Source organism: Streptomyces tanashiensis, assembly GCF_014648895.1.
GTDB lineage: Bacteria > Actinomycetota > Actinomycetes > Streptomycetales > Streptomycetaceae > Streptomyces > Streptomyces tanashiensis.
On the sequence record NZ_BMRZ01000009.1, the window covers coordinates 1 to 16,170 of the forward strand.

13 protein-coding genes are annotated in these 16,170 nt (G+C 73.7%); 9 read left to right on the forward strand and 4 right to left on the reverse strand.

All coding sequences use genetic code 11. The annotated features are described in order from the left end of the window. Positions 1-467: 467 nt before the first annotated feature. Both IE237_RS24595 and ptsP read left to right on the forward strand, forming a co-directional pair. The gene (locus tag IE237_RS24595; RefSeq protein ID WP_189804291.1) at positions 468-917 is read left to right on the forward strand and encodes a PTS sugar transporter subunit IIA; all 450 of its coding nucleotides are present in this window, start codon (positions 468-470) and stop codon (positions 915-917) included. Positions 918-997: 80 nt separating this feature from the next. Further along, on the forward strand, positions 998-2,668 hold the full coding sequence (gene ptsP / locus IE237_RS24600; protein WP_189804292.1) for a phosphoenolpyruvate--protein phosphotransferase: 1,671 nt from the start codon (positions 998-1,000) through the stop codon (positions 2,666-2,668). A gap of 74 nt (positions 2,669-2,742) precedes the next feature. Here the strand turns inward: ptsP and IE237_RS24605 are convergent, their stop codons facing one another. Then, positions 2,743-3,633 (reverse strand): DUF8829 domain-containing protein, encoded by an 891-nt coding sequence (locus tag IE237_RS24605; RefSeq protein ID WP_189804293.1) that lies wholly within the window; start codon positions 3,631-3,633, stop codon positions 2,743-2,745. A 23-nt stretch (positions 3,634-3,656) separates the two neighbouring features. After that, positions 3,657-4,946 carry an MFS transporter gene (locus IE237_RS24610; protein WP_308433115.1) on the reverse strand — a complete coding sequence of 430 codons (1,290 nt, stop codon included), beginning with the start codon at positions 4,944-4,946 and terminating at the stop codon, positions 3,657-3,659. Positions 4,947-4,991: 45 nt separating this feature from the next. Here IE237_RS24610 and IE237_RS24615 point away from each other — a divergent pair, with 45 nt between their 5' ends. The 3 genes from IE237_RS24615 to IE237_RS24625 all read left to right on the forward strand — a co-directional run bounded on the left by IE237_RS24615 (position 4,992) and on the right by IE237_RS24625 (position 8,245). Further along, entirely contained in the window at positions 4,992-6,311 is a 1,320-nt protein-coding gene (locus IE237_RS24615; RefSeq protein WP_189804294.1) for an aminotransferase class I/II-fold pyridoxal phosphate-dependent enzyme, read from the forward strand. Between the two features lie 81 nt (positions 6,312-6,392). Next, the gene (locus IE237_RS24620; protein WP_229842869.1) at positions 6,393-7,160 is read left to right on the forward strand and encodes an RNA polymerase sigma factor; all 768 of its coding nucleotides are present in this window, start codon (positions 6,393-6,395) and stop codon (positions 7,158-7,160) included. Then, positions 7,157-8,245 (forward strand): CU044_5270 family protein, encoded by a 1,089-nt coding sequence (locus IE237_RS24625; RefSeq protein ID WP_189804295.1) that lies wholly within the window; start codon positions 7,157-7,159, stop codon positions 8,243-8,245. Before IE237_RS24620 ends, IE237_RS24625 begins: the two co-directional genes overlap by 4 nt. Before the next feature lie 57 nt (positions 8,246-8,302). On the opposite strand, the gene IE237_RS24630 is transcribed toward IE237_RS24625, so the two are convergent. Further along, entirely contained in the window at positions 8,303-10,279 is a 1,977-nt protein-coding gene (locus IE237_RS24630) for an acetoacetate--CoA ligase (protein WP_189804296.1), read from the reverse strand. A 214-nt stretch (positions 10,280-10,493) separates the two neighbouring features. Between IE237_RS24630 and IE237_RS24635 the strand changes: the two genes are divergently transcribed. Further along, on the forward strand, positions 10,494-12,962 hold the full coding sequence (locus IE237_RS24635; RefSeq protein ID WP_189804297.1) for a glycoside hydrolase family 31 protein: 2,469 nt from the start codon (positions 10,494-10,496) through the stop codon (positions 12,960-12,962). A gap of 87 nt (positions 12,963-13,049) precedes the next feature. Here the strand turns inward: IE237_RS24635 and IE237_RS24640 are convergent, their stop codons facing one another. After that, the gene (locus IE237_RS24640; protein ID WP_189804298.1) at positions 13,050-13,610 is read right to left on the reverse strand and encodes an NUDIX domain-containing protein; all 561 of its coding nucleotides are present in this window, start codon (positions 13,608-13,610) and stop codon (positions 13,050-13,052) included. Between IE237_RS24640 and IE237_RS24645 the strand changes: the two genes are divergently transcribed. The 3 genes from IE237_RS24645 (at position 13,609) to IE237_RS24655 (ending at position 16,153) form a co-directional block, all read left to right on the forward strand. Next, a complete protein-coding gene (locus IE237_RS24645) occupies positions 13,609-14,430 on the forward strand; it encodes a M15 family metallopeptidase (protein ID WP_189804299.1) in 822 nt (273 codons plus the stop codon). The genes IE237_RS24640 and IE237_RS24645 overlap by 2 nt on opposite strands. Positions 14,431-14,495: 65 nt before the next feature. After that, positions 14,496-14,969, forward strand: a complete 474-nt coding sequence (locus tag IE237_RS24650; RefSeq protein ID WP_189804300.1) for a Zn-ribbon domain-containing OB-fold protein — start codon at positions 14,496-14,498, stop codon at positions 14,967-14,969. Between the two features lie 26 nt (positions 14,970-14,995). After that, a complete protein-coding gene (locus tag IE237_RS24655) occupies positions 14,996-16,153 on the forward strand; it encodes a lipid-transfer protein (protein ID WP_229842886.1) in 1,158 nt (385 codons plus the stop codon). Positions 16,154-16,170: the final 17 nt, after the last annotated feature.

Consider the following 16,170-nt stretch of genomic DNA (forward strand, 5'->3'; position numbering starts at 1 on the left):
AGGTGCGGACGCTTCCTTCGTTCCTGTTTCCAGGCCCTCCGGGCGCTTCCTTCGTTTCCAGCTTAGCAGATCCGATTTCCGTTTCTGCCACCCGCTGGAGCGGGCTGCTGGGGCAGGAATTCGCTTTTCGCGTTTTCCGTTCCCGGCGGGGTTGAACATTACCAGGCTTTCTCGGTCCCCCTGACCACATCCCCTGCGAGCACGCAGAGGTGTAGACCACTGGGGTTAGGATCTGGCTTGATAGGTGCTGCCGACCCGCGACCCAAAGCCGCGTTGGGGTCAGGCAGGAGTACGACAGTACATCCCACCGCCAGTAGAGGCAAATCGTTTCCGGTAGTCCCTAGCTCCGACCAACGGGTACGTCTCGTGCGGAACCGGGACTTCCTATGACATACGCTTCAGAACAGTACGCCGTCCAGGACAGGTAGTGACGGCGCCACACCATCTCCGCCCCTGGGAGGCTTCCCATGACAACCGTGACGTCGCCGCTTGCTGGACGCGCCATCGGTCTCGCCGCAGTTCCCGACCCGGTCTTCTCCGGTGCGATGGTCGGTCCCGGTACCGCCATCGATCCCGTACGTGAACCCTCGGAGGTCGTCTCCCCTCTCGACGGGGTCATCGTCTCCATGCACCCGCACGCCTTCGTCGTCGTGGACGACCAGGGACACGGTGTGCTGACCCACCTGGGAATCGACACCGTTCAGCTCAACGGCGAGGGCTTCGAGCTCCTCGTCAAGAAGGGTGACACCGTGACGCGCGGACAGGGCGTGGTGCGTTGGAACCCTGCCGCGGTCGAGGCCGCCGGCAAGTCCCCCATCTGTCCCGTCGTGGCCCTGGAGGCCACCGCCGAGTCGCTCTACGACGTCGTCGAGGACGGCGATGTGAAGGCCGACGACCAGCTCTTCGGCTGGAACTGAGCCGGTCCGTCCTCGTGACGACCGCGAGTTCGACATTCAACGCGGCGGCCGGGGCCGTCGCTCAATCGGAGACGGGTGAGATGGAGACAACGCTGCGAGGCGTCGGCGTCAGCCACGGAGTGGCGATCGGCGAGGTCCGGCACATGGGTACCGCGGTCCTGGAGCCGCCGGCCAAGCAGATCCCCGCGGACGAGGCGGAGCGCGAACAGGGGCGCGCCCGTCAGGCCGTGGAGGCTGTGGCCGCGGACCTGATTGCCCGGGGCAATCTGGCCGGTGGTGAGGCCCAGGCGGTTCTGGAGGCCCAGGCGATGATCGCCCAGGACCCGGAGCTCATCGCCGACGTCGACCGCCGGATCGCGGTCGGCAGCACCGCCGAGCGCGGTATCTACGACGCCTTCTCGCACTACCGCGAGCTGCTCGCGGGGGCCGGCGAGTACATGGCGGGCCGGGTCGCGGACCTGGACGACGTGCGGAACCGGATCGTCGCGCGGCTGCTCGGCGTGCCGATGCCCGGCGTGCCGGACAGCGACGAGCCGTACGTGCTGATCGCGCGGGACCTTGCGCCCGCCGACACGGCGCTGCTCGACCCGACGCTGGTGCTCGGGTTCGTGACGGAGGAGGGCGGACCGACCAGCCACAGCGCGATCCTCGCGCGGGCGCTGGGTGTGCCGGCCATCGTGGCGCTGCCGGGCGCGGGCGAGCTGGCCGAGGGCACGCTCATCGCGGTCGACGGTTCCACCGGTGAGATCTTCGTGGACCCGAGCGAGGAGAAGAAGGCGGAGCTGACGAAGGCCGCCGCCGAGCGCAAGGCCGCGCTGGCCACGTCCAGCGGTCCGGGCGCGACCTCCGACGGTCACAAGGTGCCGCTGCTCGCGAACGTCGGCGGTCCGGCGGACGTGCCGGCGGCGGTGGAGGCCGGCGCCGAGGGTGTCGGTCTGTTCCGTACGGAGTTCCTCTTCCTGGACGACAGCAAGAAGGCTCCGTCCGAGGAGAAGCAGGTCGAGGCGTACCGGAAGGTGCTCGAGGCGTTCCCCGAGGGCCGTGTGGTCGTGCGGGTGCTCGACGCGGGCGCCGACAAGCCGCTGGACTTCCTGACGCCGGTGGACGAGCCGAACCCGGCGCTCGGTGTGCGGGGTCTGCGGTCGCTGCTCGACCACCCGGAGGTGCTGCGGACGCAGCTGACCGCGCTGGCGAAGGCGGCCGAGGGGCTGCCGGTGTACCTCGAGGTCATGGCTCCGATGGTGGCCGACCGTACGGACGCGAAGGCGTTCGCCGACGCGTGCCGTGAGGCGGGGCTGCGGGCCAAGTTCGGTGCGATGGTCGAGATTCCCTCGGCCGCGCTGCGGGCGCGCTCGATCCTCCAGGAGGTCGAGTTCCTGTCGCTGGGCACGAACGACCTGGCGCAGTACACCTTCGCGGCCGACCGTCAGGTCGGTGCGGTGTCCCGGCTCCAGGACCCGTGGCAGCCGGCGCTGCTCGACCTGGTGGCGCTGTCCGCCGAGGCGGCCAAGGCCGAGGGCAAGAGCTGTGGTGTCTGTGGCGAGGCCGCTTCGGATCCGCTGCTCGCGTGTGTGCTGACGGGTCTGGGGGTCACCTCCCTGTCCATGGGTGCGGCGTCCATTCCGTACGTGCGGGCGACGCTGGCCAAGTACACGCTGGCGCAGTGCGAGCGGGCGGCGGCCGCGGCGCGTGCCGCGGACACGGCGCACGAGGCGCGGGTCGCCGCGCAGGCGGTGCTGTCCGGGGAGTGATCCCCTGAGTGCTCGATGAAGGGGCTTTCCGTCACCTGGTGGCGGGGAGCCCCTTCGTCGTGTCCTGCCGGGGGTCAGTGATGGGTGGTCCAGTCGTCGTCGGGGTCGGGGGCGAGGGGGTGGCCGGCGCGGTACTCGACGCCCGGTTCCGGGGAGAGGGGTTCGCCGGTGCGGGCGTCGGTGCAGTAGGCGGCGAAGACCTCGGCCTCGGTGAGGGGGGTCAGGGTGCCGTCCGTGAGGCGCCAGCCGTGGAGCCGGTCGGGGGTGCCGGGGGTGGTGGTGCGCAGGACGATGCCTCCGGGTGCCGCGAGGGCGATGCCTGCGGCGAGCACGGCGGTGAACTCCGGTCCGGTGGCGTCCTCGGGGGGTGTGGTGCCGTGGGTGTGGAGGACGGCGAGGAGTTGGTCGTCGGCGGCCTGGACGCTGCAGACGAGGTGGTGGGTGCCGGGACCGGCGGCTTCGAGGAGTCGTAGGAGCAGGCGGGCCGCCCGCTCGTACGCCGCTTTGCCGATGTCCTTGTCGCAGACGGCGCAGTCGCCGGCGGTGGCGAGGACGGTGGTGGCGTACTCCCAGGTGGCCTGTCGGACGGCGGTGTCGACGAGCTCGGGGAGGAGGGTGGTGAGGGGCTGGCCGGTGTAGGTGACGCGGGCGCCGGTGGTGGCCAGGTGGGCGGTGAAGCGGCTGCGGCTCGCGGGGTGGTCGGGGTCGGTGCCGGTCTCGGCGCACCAGAGCGCGTACTCCTCGGGGTCGAAGAGGGTGACGGTGGTGTGGCCGCCCTGGGTCGCGAGGGTCCTGAGGAGGGCCTCGATCTGCCGCAGGTAGGTGGCGTGGTCGTCGAAGGCGAAGGTGCGGTACCGGCGCATGGCCGCGAAGTCCTGCTCGTCGGCGAGGAGTCCGACGGTGCTGGGGACCTCGCGGCGCAGGGCGCGGCGGAGGTGTGCGGTGGTGGTGCCGGTGCGTGTCATGTCTCCCCCTGGTGACGCTCCGATCAGTGCTCACTCACCGTAACCTTCGGCACTGACAGTGACGGCTTGGTGAGGCGTCGGCGGACGAGGCGGTTCTGGGCGGCGGTGGTGGCGACCAGGGCGGCGCCGAGGAAGGGCCAGGCGAGGGGCCCTGCGGAGACCAGGCCGGTCATGAGGAGGGGGCCCGCGAAGCGCTGGGTGGACTGGGCCAGGCCGTGGACTCCGAGGTAGGCGCCCTGGGCGTCGTCGGGGGCGAGGGCGACGGAGATCTCCCAGGAGACGAGGGTGTGGATCATCTCGGCGAAGGTGAGGACGACGGCGGCCGTGGTCAGGGCGGTGATCGCGAGGGTGCGGCCGCCCAGGGCGGAGACGGCGAGGGCGAGCGTGCCGACGGCGAAGAGTCCGGCCAGGGGGCCGAGGAGGCGGCGGGCGGCGTCGGTGGTGGCGCCGAACCGGGAGAGCGGGACCTGGAAGAGCACGACGAGGGCGCTGTTGACCACCATCAGGAGCGGCGCGAGGCCGACGGGGGCGTCGGTGGCGTGGACGATCCACAGCGGGAGGGCGACCTGGAGGATCGAGTCGTGGAGGAAGAAGACCGCCTCGCCGGCGGTGAAGGCGAGGAAGCCTCGGTCGCGCCAGGGGTTGGAGGGCTTGCTCGTGGGGGTCGGGTCGGTGGAGGCGGCGGCGACGCGCGAGGACGCGGGGGCCGGGGGTTCGGCGCAGCGGAGGGTGAGGGCGGCCATCACGAGGTAGGACAGCGCGTCGCCCACGAGCAGGAGTTGGAAGGCGGTGGTGGAGCCGACGGCGAGCGCGGCGGCGGCGCCGAGGCCGCCGAGGGTCCAGCCGATGTTGGAGGTCGTGCGGTTGATGGCCTGGTAGCGGACGCGGTCGGGGCCGGCGACGCGGGCCGCGTAGAGCTTGGTGAGGACGTTGGTGGCGCGGTCGGGGAGGGCGCCGGCGGCGGAGAAGAGGACGAGCAGGAGGTAGTTGTCGGTGGCGAGGAGCGCGAGGAGGGCGGCGGCGCGGAGGAGTTGGGTGCAGATGATGACGCGGACGAGGGGGAAGCGGTCGGCGAGGCGCCCGCCGAGGGGGGCGCCGGCGATGCCCGCGGCGCCGGAGAGGGCGATGAGGAGGCCGACCTGGCCGAGGCCGAGGCCGGTGACGTAGGTGAAGTAGAGGGCCATGGCCGTGGACCAGAGTCCGGTGCCGCACTTGTCGATGAAGCCGATGAGGAGCATGCGGCGGCCGTCGGCGCCGCCGGGGATGCGGTCCTTGAAGGGTGGGCGGGCGGTTCGGGTGGTGCTGCGGCTCATGGATCCCCCTTGCGAACTGCTTTGTATTGATACATAATTGATTACGTGGCAGCACAATATGCGATCGAAGGGGCGACGGCCAAGGGGATTGCCGCGTCCGTGGAGCGGGGCGTGTCCGAGGGCGGACTCGCCCCGGGCGACGCCCTGCCGCCGGTGCGGCGGCTCGCCGACGAGCTGGGGGTGAGTCCGGGGACCGTCGCCACGGCCTACAAGGAGTTGCGGCAGCGGGGGCTGATCGTCACCCGGGGCCGGGGCGGGACGGTGGTGGCGGAGGTGCCGTCGGCGGCCTCGCGGCGTCCCCCGCGCGTGCCCGCGGGCCTGGTGGACCTGTCCACCGGGTTCCCGGACCCGGCCTTCCTCCCCGTACTGCGGCCCCCGGCGGCCGTCGACCCGGTGTACGGCTCCCATCGCGCCGCGCCCCGGCTCGCGCGCCTGGAGGCGCTGACCAGGGCCTGGTTCGAGCGGGACGGGGTGCCGGCGGAGCATGTGACGTTCGCTCACGGCGCCCTCGACTGCATCGCGCGGCTGCTCTCGACGGAGCTGCGGCCCGGCGACTCCGTGGCGGTCGAGGACCCCGGGTTCCACCATGTGCTCGACCTGGTGCCCGCGTTGGGACTGCGGGCGGTCCCGGTGGCCGTGGACGGCGAGGGGCTCGTACCGGAGTCGCTGCGGGCCGCGCTGCGGGGCGGGGTGCGCGCGGTGGTGTGCAGCCCGCGCGGGCAGTGTCCGACGGGTGCGTTCTTCACGCGCGCGCGGAGGGACGAACTGGTGGAGGTGCTCCGGGGGTTCCCCGAGGTGCTCGTCGTCGAGGACGATCACAACGCGGAGGTCGGCGGGGCCGCGGCGTACACGCTCGCGGCGGCCGGGCTCGACCGGTGGGCGCAGGTGCGGACCGTGTCGAAGCACCTCGGCATCGACCTGCGCTGGGCCGGGGTCGCGTGCGACGCGGTGACGCTGGCGCGGCACGACCGGCGGATGGTGATGACCTCGGGCTGGGTCAGTCACGTCCTGCAGGAGACGGTGGCCGGCCTGTTCGCCGACGAGGCCGTACGGGACCTGGTGGCGGCGGGCGAGGAGGCGTACGCGGAGCGGCGGACGGCGCTGATCGGCGCGCTCGGCGCGCACGGGATCCGTGCGGTCGGCGCGAGCGGCCTGAACGTGTGGGTGCCCGTGCGCGACGAGTCCGCGGTGGTCAACGGGCTGCGGACGCAGGGCTGGTGGGTCGCGGCCGGGGCGCGGTTCCGTGTGGCGGCCCCGCCGGCCGTACGGATCACCACGGCGAGGCTGGCACCCGTGGACGCGATGCGGTTCGCGGCGGACTTCGCCGAGGTCATGGGGGACGCGCAGGCGACGTACGGCGGGTGAGGGCGCGGGCCGGCGGGGCGTGTGGCCCAGGTCACGGGAACGCCGGCGAACCATCGCCCAGTGCCTTATGTGGAATCACCTATGAGAGATCGTTTCCGCGCCGGGGACCCCGCGGCGCTCGGAGAGGCGTACGACGAGCACGCACGCGTGCTGTACCACTACGCCTACCGGGTGTGCGGGGACCGGGCGGCCGCGGAGGACGTCGTGTCCGCCGCGTTCCTCGAGGCCTGGCGCTGCCGCGGCAAGGTGCACGCCGACGGCGGCAGCCTGCGCCCGTGGTTGCTCGGCATCGCGACCAACATCATGCGCGGCGCGGCCCGTGAGGCGCGCCGGCGGGACGCCGCGCTCGCCAGGATCCCCGAGCGCGGGGTCCTGCCGGACTTCGCCGACGACGTCCTCGCCCGGATGACGGACGGGGAGCAGATCCGTGCCGCCCGTGCCGCGCTCGGCAGGCTCAAGCGGCGTGAGCACGAGGTCTTCACGCTCGTGGTCTGGGCAGGTCTGGACTACGCCGCGGCCGGGGAGGCGCTGGGGATCCCGGTCGGCACCGTCCGCTCCAGGCTCTCCCGAGCCCGTGAACGGCTCCGGAAGCTCGCCGAGGCCGAACTGCGCGCGGGGCGGCGCCGGGAGCGGGCCGCCGCCTCCGCCGTCCGCTCCCCCGGGCGGCCCGTCCCGGGCGGCGCCCCGGCCCGGGCAGGAGGCCCGCCGCCCGCCGCCGGGAGCGCACCCGGATCCGTCTCCGCGCCGGCGTCCGTGCCCCAGCCCCTGCCCGTACCGGGCTCCGTCGCCGTCCGCTCGACCGTCCATCCGGCCCTCGCGCCCCGACCCACCCAGGAGACCCAGGCATGAACGCCTCCGCCCCCCGCCCGCCGCACGCCGACGCGGACGAGCTCCTGCGTGCCGAGCTCACCGAACTGCTGCCCCCGCCGCACGTCCCCGACCTGACGGCGGAGCGGAACCAGCACCTCAGGCACACCGTCCTGCGGACCGCCCTGGCCGCCGGGAACGGCGCGACCGCCCGCCCGGTCCGGGCGAGCCGGCCGCGTCCGGGGCTCCGACTCGGCTGGATCGCCGCTCCGATGGCCGCCTGCGCGGTCGTCGCCGGAGTGGCGGTGCTCGCGCCCCAGGACGGACCCGCCGGGTCCCCGGACCGGATCTCGGTCGGGCAGCCCGCCTCGCCCGAGGCGGTACGGATCCTGTCCGATGCCGCGCTCGCCGCCGCCGCCGCTCCCGCCCCGGACGCCCGGCCCGGTGGGTACGTCTACGTCAAGAGCCTCGTCGCCCACGCGGGGCGCGACGCGTCCGGCGGTCCCGCCACGCTGCCGCCCGCGCATCAGCGCGAGGTGTGGCTCTCCGTCGACGGCAGCCGGCCGGGGCTGCTGCGCGAGCCGGGCGCCGCCGACACCGAACTCGGCAGCGAGGCACCCGTGTACGAGGTGGACCGTCGCGGGGCCACGCCCCGGAGGACCACCCTGGAATCGGCGCCGCCCTCCGTCACGAACCCGACCCACGCGTACGTGGCGACCCTCCCCACGGATCCGGAGCTGCTGCTGCGTCTGATCCGGGACCAGACGCGCGCGGGCGAGGGCGACGCCGATCAGCGGGCGTTCACCGCGATCGGGACGATGCTCGCCGAGACCTGGGCCCCGCCCAAGGTGACCGCCGCACTGTACGAGGCGGCGGCGCGGATCCCCGGCGTGACCGTCCTCCCGTCCGCGAAGGACGCGGCCGGCCGCGAGGGCGTCGCCGTGGCCCGTACCGCCCACGGCGAGCAGACCCAGTGGATCTTCGACCGGACGACGTCGGCGTTCCTCGGTGAGCGCACCGTGCTCACCGCGACCACCTCGGCCGGCCGGGCGGGGACGGTCCTCGGGGTCTCGGCGGTGCTCGCCAAGGCGGCCGCCCCGGCGCCCGGCGAGCTGCCGAAGGACTGACGGAAAAGGGCCGCGGGCCCGCCGGTCCGGTCGGATCGGCGGGCCCCCGGCGTGTGCTCAGCGACGGCGGCGGTCGGCCGCGAGGGTCTCGTAGAAGTGGAGGAGGCCGAGGTCGTCGACGGAGCCGGCGTTGACGGCCTTGGCCAGCGGGGTGCCCTGGAGGAGGCGCTTGACCGGGACCTCGATGCGCTTGCCCGTGAGGGTGTGCGGGACGCCCGGGACCTCGATGATCTCGTCGGGCACGTGGCGCGGGGAGAGTTCGCTGCGGATCGTCCGCTTGATGCGGTCGATCAGGTCCTCGTCCAGGGTGACGCCCTCGACGAGGTGCACGAAGAGCGGCATCCAATATCCGCCGTCCGGCTCCTCCAGGCCGATGACGAGGGACTCGCGGATCTCGGGGAGGCGTTCGACGGCCTCATAGATATCGGCGCTCCCCATCCGGACGCCCTGGCGGTTCAGGGTGGAGTCGGACCGGCCGTGGATCACGACCGAGCCGTGGTCCGTGATCGTGATCCAGTCGCCGTGGCGCCAGACGCCCGGGAACATCTCGAAGTAGCTGTCCCGGTAGCGGCTGCCGTCGGGGTCGTTCCAGAAGTGGATGGGCATGGACGGCATGGGGTTGGTGACGACGAGTTCGCCGACCTCCCCGATCAGCGGCTTCCCGGAGGGGTCCCAGGACTGGAGGTCGGTGCCGAGGCCCGCCGCCTGGAGCTCGCCGATGTGGACGGGCAGCGTGGGGACGGCGCCCGCGAAGCAGGAGCAGACGTCCGTGCCGCCGCTGACGGAGGCGATCCAGAGGTTCTCGCGGACCTCGTCGTGGAGCCAGCGGAAGCCGTCGGGGGGCAGCGGGGAGCCGGTGGTGGCGACGCACTTCACGGCGGAGAGGTCGAAGTCCCGGCCGGGGTGGACGTCCGCCTTCGCGCAGGCCATCACATACGCGGCGGAGGTGCCGTAGAGGGTGGCCCGGGTGCGTTCGGCGACGCGCCACTGGGCCGCCGTGTCGGGGTAGCCGGGGCTGCCGTCGTACAGGACGACGGTCGTGCCGGTGAGGAGGCCGGAGACGAGGAAGTTCCACATCATCCAGCCGGTGGAGGTGTACCAGAAGAACACGTCCTCGGGCCCGAGGTCGCAGTGCAGGCCCAGCTGCTTGACGTGCTCGACGAGGATGCCGCCCTGGGACTGGACGATCGCCTTCGGCAGCCCGGTCGTGCCCGAGGAGTACAGGACCCACAGCGGGTGCGAGAACGGCACCTGCTCGTAGACCGGCTCGACGTCGGCGGCGACCAGGTCGGCCCATTCGAGGGTGCCCTCGGGGGCCGGGGTGCCGAGGAGCGGGATGTGGACGACGGCGCGGAGGGTGGGGAGCTCGGCGCGCAGTTCGGCCACGGTGTCGCGGCGGTCGTGCTCCTTGCCGCCGTAGCGGTAGCCGTCGACGGTGAAGAGGACGACCGGCTCGACCTGCTGGAAGCGGTCGAGGACGCTGCGGGCGCCGAAGTCGGGGGCGCAGGACGTCCACACGGCGCCGACCGCGGCGGTGGCGAGGAGCGCGACGACGGACTGCGGGACGTTGGGCAGGTAGCCGCTGACGCGGTCGCCGGGGTTCACGCCGAGGGCGCGCAGTTCGGCGGCGAGGGAGGCGACCTGGCGGCGGAGCTCGCCCCAGGTGGTCGGCGTCGGCTCTTGTGTTTCGTCCACATGGAGCAGGGCCGTGTCATGGGGACGCTCGTCGGCGGCGCGCAGGGCGTGCTCGGCGTAGTTGAGGGTGGCTCCGGGGAACCAGTCCGCGCCGGGCATGGAGCGGTCGCCGAGGACCCGCTCGTACGGGGTCGAGAACCGGACGTCGAACCACTCGGCGACGGCCTGCCAGAAGGCTTCGAGTTCCTCGACCGACCAGCGGTGGAACGCCGCGTACCCGCCCTCGGCGGGGGCGCCGTGGTGCTCGGCGGCCCAGGCCTGGAAGCGGGTGACGGCGGCCGTGGCGATGCGTTCCTCGTCCGGCTGCCAGAGGGGCTCGGTCGGCGCTGCGGATGTCATTGGGGCGGCTCCCTGGCTGTACGCGGGTCTGCGTGTGTCTCGCGCACGTGCTGGGGTGTGCGCGTGACGCGGCTGACAGGACGATGCCATGTGATCGTCTTTCGCACCAGGTCTGCCCGCCCATGGTCGGGCAGTTGAACATGTGCTCCCACCACGGGTGAACGCCGGCTGAACGGAGCTTGTTCGGCCTTCGGCGAGTGGCAGGGTGAGCTGCATGGACGGTCGGGAACTGGTGCGTTCGATGAAGGTGTTCGGTGCGGTGCAGGGCTTGCGGGCGGTGCGGTCGGCGTGGCGGCGGCGCCGTACGGATGCGTGGGGGCTGCCGCCCCTGGGGGCGGAGCGGGCCAGGGTGCCGGGGCTCGCGGTGGAGGCGAAGCCGGCTCCGGGCGGAGGGACCGTCCGGTTCGCCCGGTCCACGCTCCGGATCTGCGTGTCGTCGGGGGGCACCGTCTTCTGGGGATGGGACGGGGCCGGACCGCTCCCCTCGTACGCCCTGGCCGGCGAGGCACCCGACGCGGACCCGAGGGCCTTTCTGGAACCGGACACCGACGGCGGATGGCGGATCGTGTCGGAGCGGGTGACCGTGACGGTCTCCCGGCACGGGGCGGTGGAGCTCCGGACACCGGGCGGGGTGATGCTCCGCCGCGACCTGCCGCCGCGCTGGTGGGAGCCGGTGACCGGCCCGGGCGAGGACACGGCGGCGGGTGACGGCGGCGGGACGGTCGCGGGTGACGGCGAGGGGGCGCGCGCGGATGCCGGGGCGGGTGCCGTGGCAGGAAACGGTGCCGGGGCGGTGGTCCCGGGTTCCGCGCGGTGGGTGCAGCGCAGTGAGGTGCCGGCCGACGCGCGGTTCTTCGGTCTCGGCGGGCGGGCGGCGGGGCCGCGCCTGCGGGACGGCTCGTACCGGCTGTGGAACACCGACCCCAAGGGGGGCTTCGGCCCCGGGGACGATCCGCTCTACCTGACCATGCCCGTGCAGTTCGTGGTCTCGGACGCCGGTACGCACCTGGCGTTCCACGACAACTCCTGGGACGGCCGGGTGACCCTCGCCGAGGGCGAGGAGGGGGCCGGGTCGGGGCACGACCGGCCGGGGACCAGTGAGGTGCGGATGACGGGCGGGCCGCTGCGCTGCTGGGTGGTCGTCGGCACCCCCGCGCGCGTCCTGCACGGCTGGGCGGCGCTGACGGGCGCGCCCGCGCTGCCGCCGTCCTGGGCGCTCGGGCCGCAGCACGCGCGCTGGGGCTTCGGCAGCGCGCGTGAGGTGCGGCGGGTGGTGGCCGGGTACCGGGAGCGGGGGCTGCCGCTGTCCGCCGTGCACCTGGACATCGACCATTACGACGGGCACCGGGTGTTCACGGTCGACCGGGAGCGGTTCCCCGATCTGCCGGGGCTCGCGGAGGAGCTGCGGGAGCAGGGCGTGCGCCTGGTGTCGATCGTGGACCCGGCGGTGAAGGCGGAACCGGGCGACCCGCTCTACGACGGCGGCTCCGCGGCGGACGCCTTCGTGAAGGACGCGCGCGGGCAGGAGATCCGCGGGGTGGTGTGGCCGGGCGAGTGCGCCTACCCGGACTTCACCGACCCCGCCGTCCGGAAGTGGTGGGGCGGTCTGTACGAGGAGCGGCTGCGGCAGGGCTTCGCCGGGGTGTGGCACGACATGAACGAGCCGGTGTCCTTCGTCCCGTTCGGCGACCCGACCCTGCCCCGTTCGGCGCGGCACGCGCTGGAGGGCCGGGGCGGCGACCACCGGGAGGCGCACAACGTGTACGCGCTCACGATGGCCGAGGCCGGATACGAGGGGCTGCGCCGGCTGCGGCCCGACGAGCGGCCGTTCCTCTTCTCGCGCTCCGGCTGGGCGGGCATGCAGCGGTACGGGGGCACGTGGTCCGGCGACGTGGCGACGGGGTGGCCGGGGCTGCGGGCCTCGCTCTCCCTCGTCCTGGGCCTCGGGCTGTGCGGGGTGCCCTACTCGGGGCCGGACGTGGGCGGCTTCGACGGCAGTCCGTCCCCGGAGCTGTTCCTGCGCTGGTACCAGCTGGGCGCGTGGCTCCCCCTCTTCCGTACGCACGCGGCGATCGACGCGGGGCGGCGCGAGCCGTGGGAGTTCGGCCCCGAGGTCCTGGAGCACGCGCGTGCGGCGCTGGCCGAGCGGGAGCGGCTGCGGCCGTACTTCACGACGCTGGCCCGGCTGGCCCGGATGACGGGTGCGCCGTACGTGCGTCCGGTGTGGTGGGGGGCGCCCGAGGACCGGGTGCTGCGTGACTGCGAGGACGCCTTCCTCCTCGGCGACGCGCTGCTCGTGGCCCCGGTGCTGACGTCGGGCGCGGACCGGCGGGCGGTACGTCTGCCGCGCGGGCGCTGGTACGACACGGCGACGGGGCGGGCGTACGAGGGTCCCGGGCAGGTGCTGCTCGACGCGCCGCTCTCGCGTGTGCCGGTCCTGGCCCGGGCGGGTGCGGTGCTCCCCGTGCGGGGCGAGGGAGGCGAGCCGGAGCTGGAGGTGTGGGCGCCCGCGCCCGGGAGGACCGGGGGCGGGCTGGTCGTGCGGGACACCGGGGACGGCTGGGAGCCTGCCGCGATCGAGCGGTACCAGTCGCGGCTCGTGGACGGCCGGGTGGTGGTGGAGCGCGTCACGGACGACGGGGTGGAGGAGCCGGGGCTGCCGGTGCGGGTGCGGGGGCTGTGAGGGGCGTGGATCCAGAAGGTGGACGCACGCGGGGGTCCCGTGGGCGGATCCGCTGTCCGGGGAAACGGATCCCTCGTCCGGGGCCTGTCACCCGTACTCCCCCGCGAACCATTTCCGTACCGCCTCCGTGTGCAGCGGGAAGGCCAGTTCCCGGGGTGTCGTGAGCACGTGATGGCCGCTCGTCTCGTCCGTCGGTGTCGACGGCGGGAGTTGTGCGGCCGGGCGGGGCGGGAGGAGGCCGAAGAGGAGGAGGTGGCCGGCCGGGGAGCTGAGCGCGTCGGCGAGGCGGACCTCCTCGGCGGAGGCGGGGATGCCGGTCTCCTCGCGGAGTTCGCGGGCGACGGCGGCACGCCAGTCCTCGCCGTGGTCGATGAATCCGCCGGGCAGCGCGACCCCGCCGCGCGCGGGTTCGATGGTGCGGGTGATGACGACGAGGCCCGTTCCCGTTCCGTCCGTGACCGGGAGGAGCGCGACCGCGACGGGCAGCGGGTTGCGGTAGGCGGTGTGGCCGCAGGCCGGGCAGGTGCGGGGCCAGCCGGCGCCGGGCAGGTGGGCGGCGCCGCAGGCGGAGCAGTGGGTGTCCTTCACGGCCCGACGGTATGCGATCGGCCTTTCCCGGCGCTGCCGGAACTGATAGACGGTGCGCATGACAGGACTCGCCACCGCCCTCCGTACCCTCGCCGTCACGGCCGCGGCCGGGCTGCTCGCCGTCACCGGCACCCTCGCCGCGCCCGCTCCCCCGGCCTCGGCCGCACCCGAGCCCAGGGCTCCGAGGGAGTTCGTGGCCCTGAGTTCCGTGGACCGGACGATCCTCCAGGAGATGCGCTACGGGACGGAGCACAACTTCGTCGGCGAGCCGGTGGACGGCTACCGGCAGCCGCTGTGCATCCTGACCCGTCCCGCGGCCGAGGCGCTGCACCGCGCGCAGCTCCGGCTGCTCGCGCGGGGCTACACGCTGAAGGTGTACGACTGCTACCGGCCGCAGCGGGCCGTGGACCACTTCGTGCGGTGGGCGAAGGACCTGGAGGACGAGCGGATGAAGAAGGAGTTCTATCCGCTCGTCGACAAGTCGAGGCTGTTCACCGACGGATACATCGCGGAGAAGTCCGGGCACAGCCGGGGTTCGACGGTGGATCTGACGATCGTGCGGCTGCCGGCGGCGCCCACGCGCGCGTATGTGCCGGGCGAGGAGCTCGTGGAGTGCTGGGCCCCTCAGGAGGAGCGGTTTCCGGACAACTCCGTGGACATGGGGACCGGGTACGACTGCTTCGACACGCGCTCGCACACCGACGACCCGCGGATCCAGGGCGCGCAGCGGGCCCACCGGCAGCTGCTCAAGGGCGCCCTCGCCGAGCAGGGGTTCGTGAACCTGCCCGAGGAGTGGTGGCACTTCACCTTCAAGCCGGAGCCGTTCCCGAGCACGTTCTTCGACTTCCCGGTGGCGCGGAGGTCCGTGGCCGGGCACTGAGCCCTTCTCAGCACCGGTCTCCCGTGCCACACTTCTGACGCTTCGTCAGATCACGGGAGGTCCCGATGGCACGGACGCGCAGACCGGTGGTGGCCGGCTGGTTCACCGACGACACCGTGCCGGGGGCGGAGTTCCGCCTGCTCGGCACCCGCTGCACGGCCTGCGCGTCGGTCTTCTTCCCGCGCGAGGACGACTGGTGCCGCAACCCCGGCTGCCCGGGCGGCGGAGAGCTGGCGGAGGTCCCGCTCTCGCCGCGCGGCCGGGTCTGGTCCTACACCGACGGCCGGTACCGCCCGCCCGCCCCGTACGTCTCCGACCCGGACGAGCCCTGGGAGCCGTACACCCTCGTCGCGGTCGAGCTCGCGGCCGAGGCGATGGTGGTCCTCGGGCAGGCGGCCCCGGGCGTGTCGACGGCCGACCTGGCCGTCGGGACGGAGGTCGAGGTGGTGCCCGGTGTCCTGAACGAGGACGAGGAGCACACCTGGACCACCTGGAACTGGCGGCCCGTGGCACCGGAGCGCAAGGAGGAGCGGTCGTGAACGACATCGCCGTGCTCGGGGCCGGGATGCATCCCTGGGGCAAATGGGGGCGGAGCTTCGTCTCGTACGGGACGGCCGCCGCCCGGGCCGCACTCGCCGACGCCGGTCTGGAGTGGTCCGACATCGGCTCGGTCGTCGGCGCCGACACCATGCGGTGCGGATACCCGGGCTACGTGGCGGGGGCGACCTTCGCCCAGGCCCTCGGCTGGCAGGGGGCCCGGGTCACCAGCGTGTACGCCGCCTGCGCCTCGGGGGCCCAGGCCATCGGGACCGCCCGGGCCCAGATCCTGGCGGGCCTCGCCGACGTGGTCCTGGTCGTCGGGGCCGACTCGACGCCGAAGGGGTTCTTCGCCCCGGCCGGCGGCGAGCGGCCCGGCGACCCCGACTGGCTGCGCTTCCGGCTCCTCGGCGCGACCAACCCCGCGTACTTCGCTCTCTACGCGCGCCGCAGGATGGCGCTGTACGGCGACACGGCCGAGGACTTCGCCCAGGTGAAGGTGAAGAACGCGGCGGCCGGCGCGCTCAATCCGCTGGCCCGCTACCGCGCGCGCGTGACGGCCGAGGAGGTCGCGGCCTCCGCCGTCGTCGCCGATCCGCTGCGGCTCCTCGACATCTGCGCCACCTCGGACGGGGGTGCCGCGCTCGTGCTGTCCAGCATGGAGTTCGCGCGCCGGCACGGGCACGCCGACCCGGTCCGGGTCCGGGCGGTGTCCACCGTCTCCCCCACGTACCCGAAGGCGGTCCTCGACCTCCCCGACATCGCGACCGACTCGGCGGCGGCCGTCGACCCCGCCCCGCACACCTTCCGCGCCTCGATCGCCCGCGCCGCCTACGAGGAGGCGGGGATCGGCCCCGAGGACCTGTCCCTCGCGGAGGTGTACGACCTGTCCACCGCCCTGGAGCTGGAGTGGTACGAGAACATCGGGCTCTGCCCGCCGGGCGAGGGGGCCAAGCTGCTGCGGGACGGCGCGACGGCCCTCGGCGGGCGCCTGCCGGTGAACACCAGCGGCGGTCTCGGCTCCTTCGGGGAGGCGGTGCCGGCCCAGGCGATCGCCCAGGTCTGCGAGCTGACCTGGCAGCTGCGCGGCACGGCGGGCGACCGGCAGGTGCCGGGGGCACGGGTCGGGATCACCGCGAACCAGGGTCTGTTCGGGCACGGTTCGGCGGTGGTGGCGGTGCGCTGACCACCGCCGGGCACCGT

What these genes read in the sequence shown, in the direction of transcription:
- IE237_RS24595 (WP_189804291.1), top strand. Translation starts at nt 468, where the DNA reads ATGACAACCGTGACGTCGCCGCTTGCTGGACGCGCCATCGGTCTCGCC.
- ptsP (WP_189804292.1), top strand. Translation starts at nt 998, where the DNA reads ATGGAGACAACGCTGCGAGGCGTCGGCGTCAGCCACGGAGTGGCGATC.
- IE237_RS24605 (WP_189804293.1), bottom strand. Translation starts at nt 3,633, where the DNA reads ATGACACGCACCGGCACCACCACCGCACACCTCCGCCGCGCCCTGCGC.
- IE237_RS24610 (WP_308433115.1), bottom strand. Translation starts at nt 4,946, where the DNA reads ATGAGCCGCAGCACCACCCGAACCGCCCGCCCACCCTTCAAGGACCGC.
- IE237_RS24620 (WP_229842869.1), top strand. Translation starts at nt 6,393, where the DNA reads ATGAGAGATCGTTTCCGCGCCGGGGACCCCGCGGCGCTCGGAGAGGCG.
- IE237_RS24625 (WP_189804295.1), top strand. Translation starts at nt 7,157, where the DNA reads ATGAACGCCTCCGCCCCCCGCCCGCCGCACGCCGACGCGGACGAGCTC.
- IE237_RS24630 (WP_189804296.1), bottom strand. Translation starts at nt 10,279, where the DNA reads ATGACATCCGCAGCGCCGACCGAGCCCCTCTGGCAGCCGGACGAGGAA.
- IE237_RS24635 (WP_189804297.1), top strand. Translation starts at nt 10,494, where the DNA reads ATGGACGGTCGGGAACTGGTGCGTTCGATGAAGGTGTTCGGTGCGGTG.
- IE237_RS24645 (WP_189804299.1), top strand. Translation starts at nt 13,609, where the DNA reads ATGACAGGACTCGCCACCGCCCTCCGTACCCTCGCCGTCACGGCCGCG.
- IE237_RS24640 (WP_189804298.1), bottom strand. Translation starts at nt 13,610, where the DNA reads ATGCGCACCGTCTATCAGTTCCGGCAGCGCCGGGAAAGGCCGATCGCA.
- IE237_RS24650 (WP_189804300.1), top strand. Translation starts at nt 14,496, where the DNA reads ATGGCACGGACGCGCAGACCGGTGGTGGCCGGCTGGTTCACCGACGAC.
- IE237_RS24655 (WP_229842886.1), top strand. Translation starts at nt 14,996, where the DNA reads ATGCATCCCTGGGGCAAATGGGGGCGGAGCTTCGTCTCGTACGGGACG.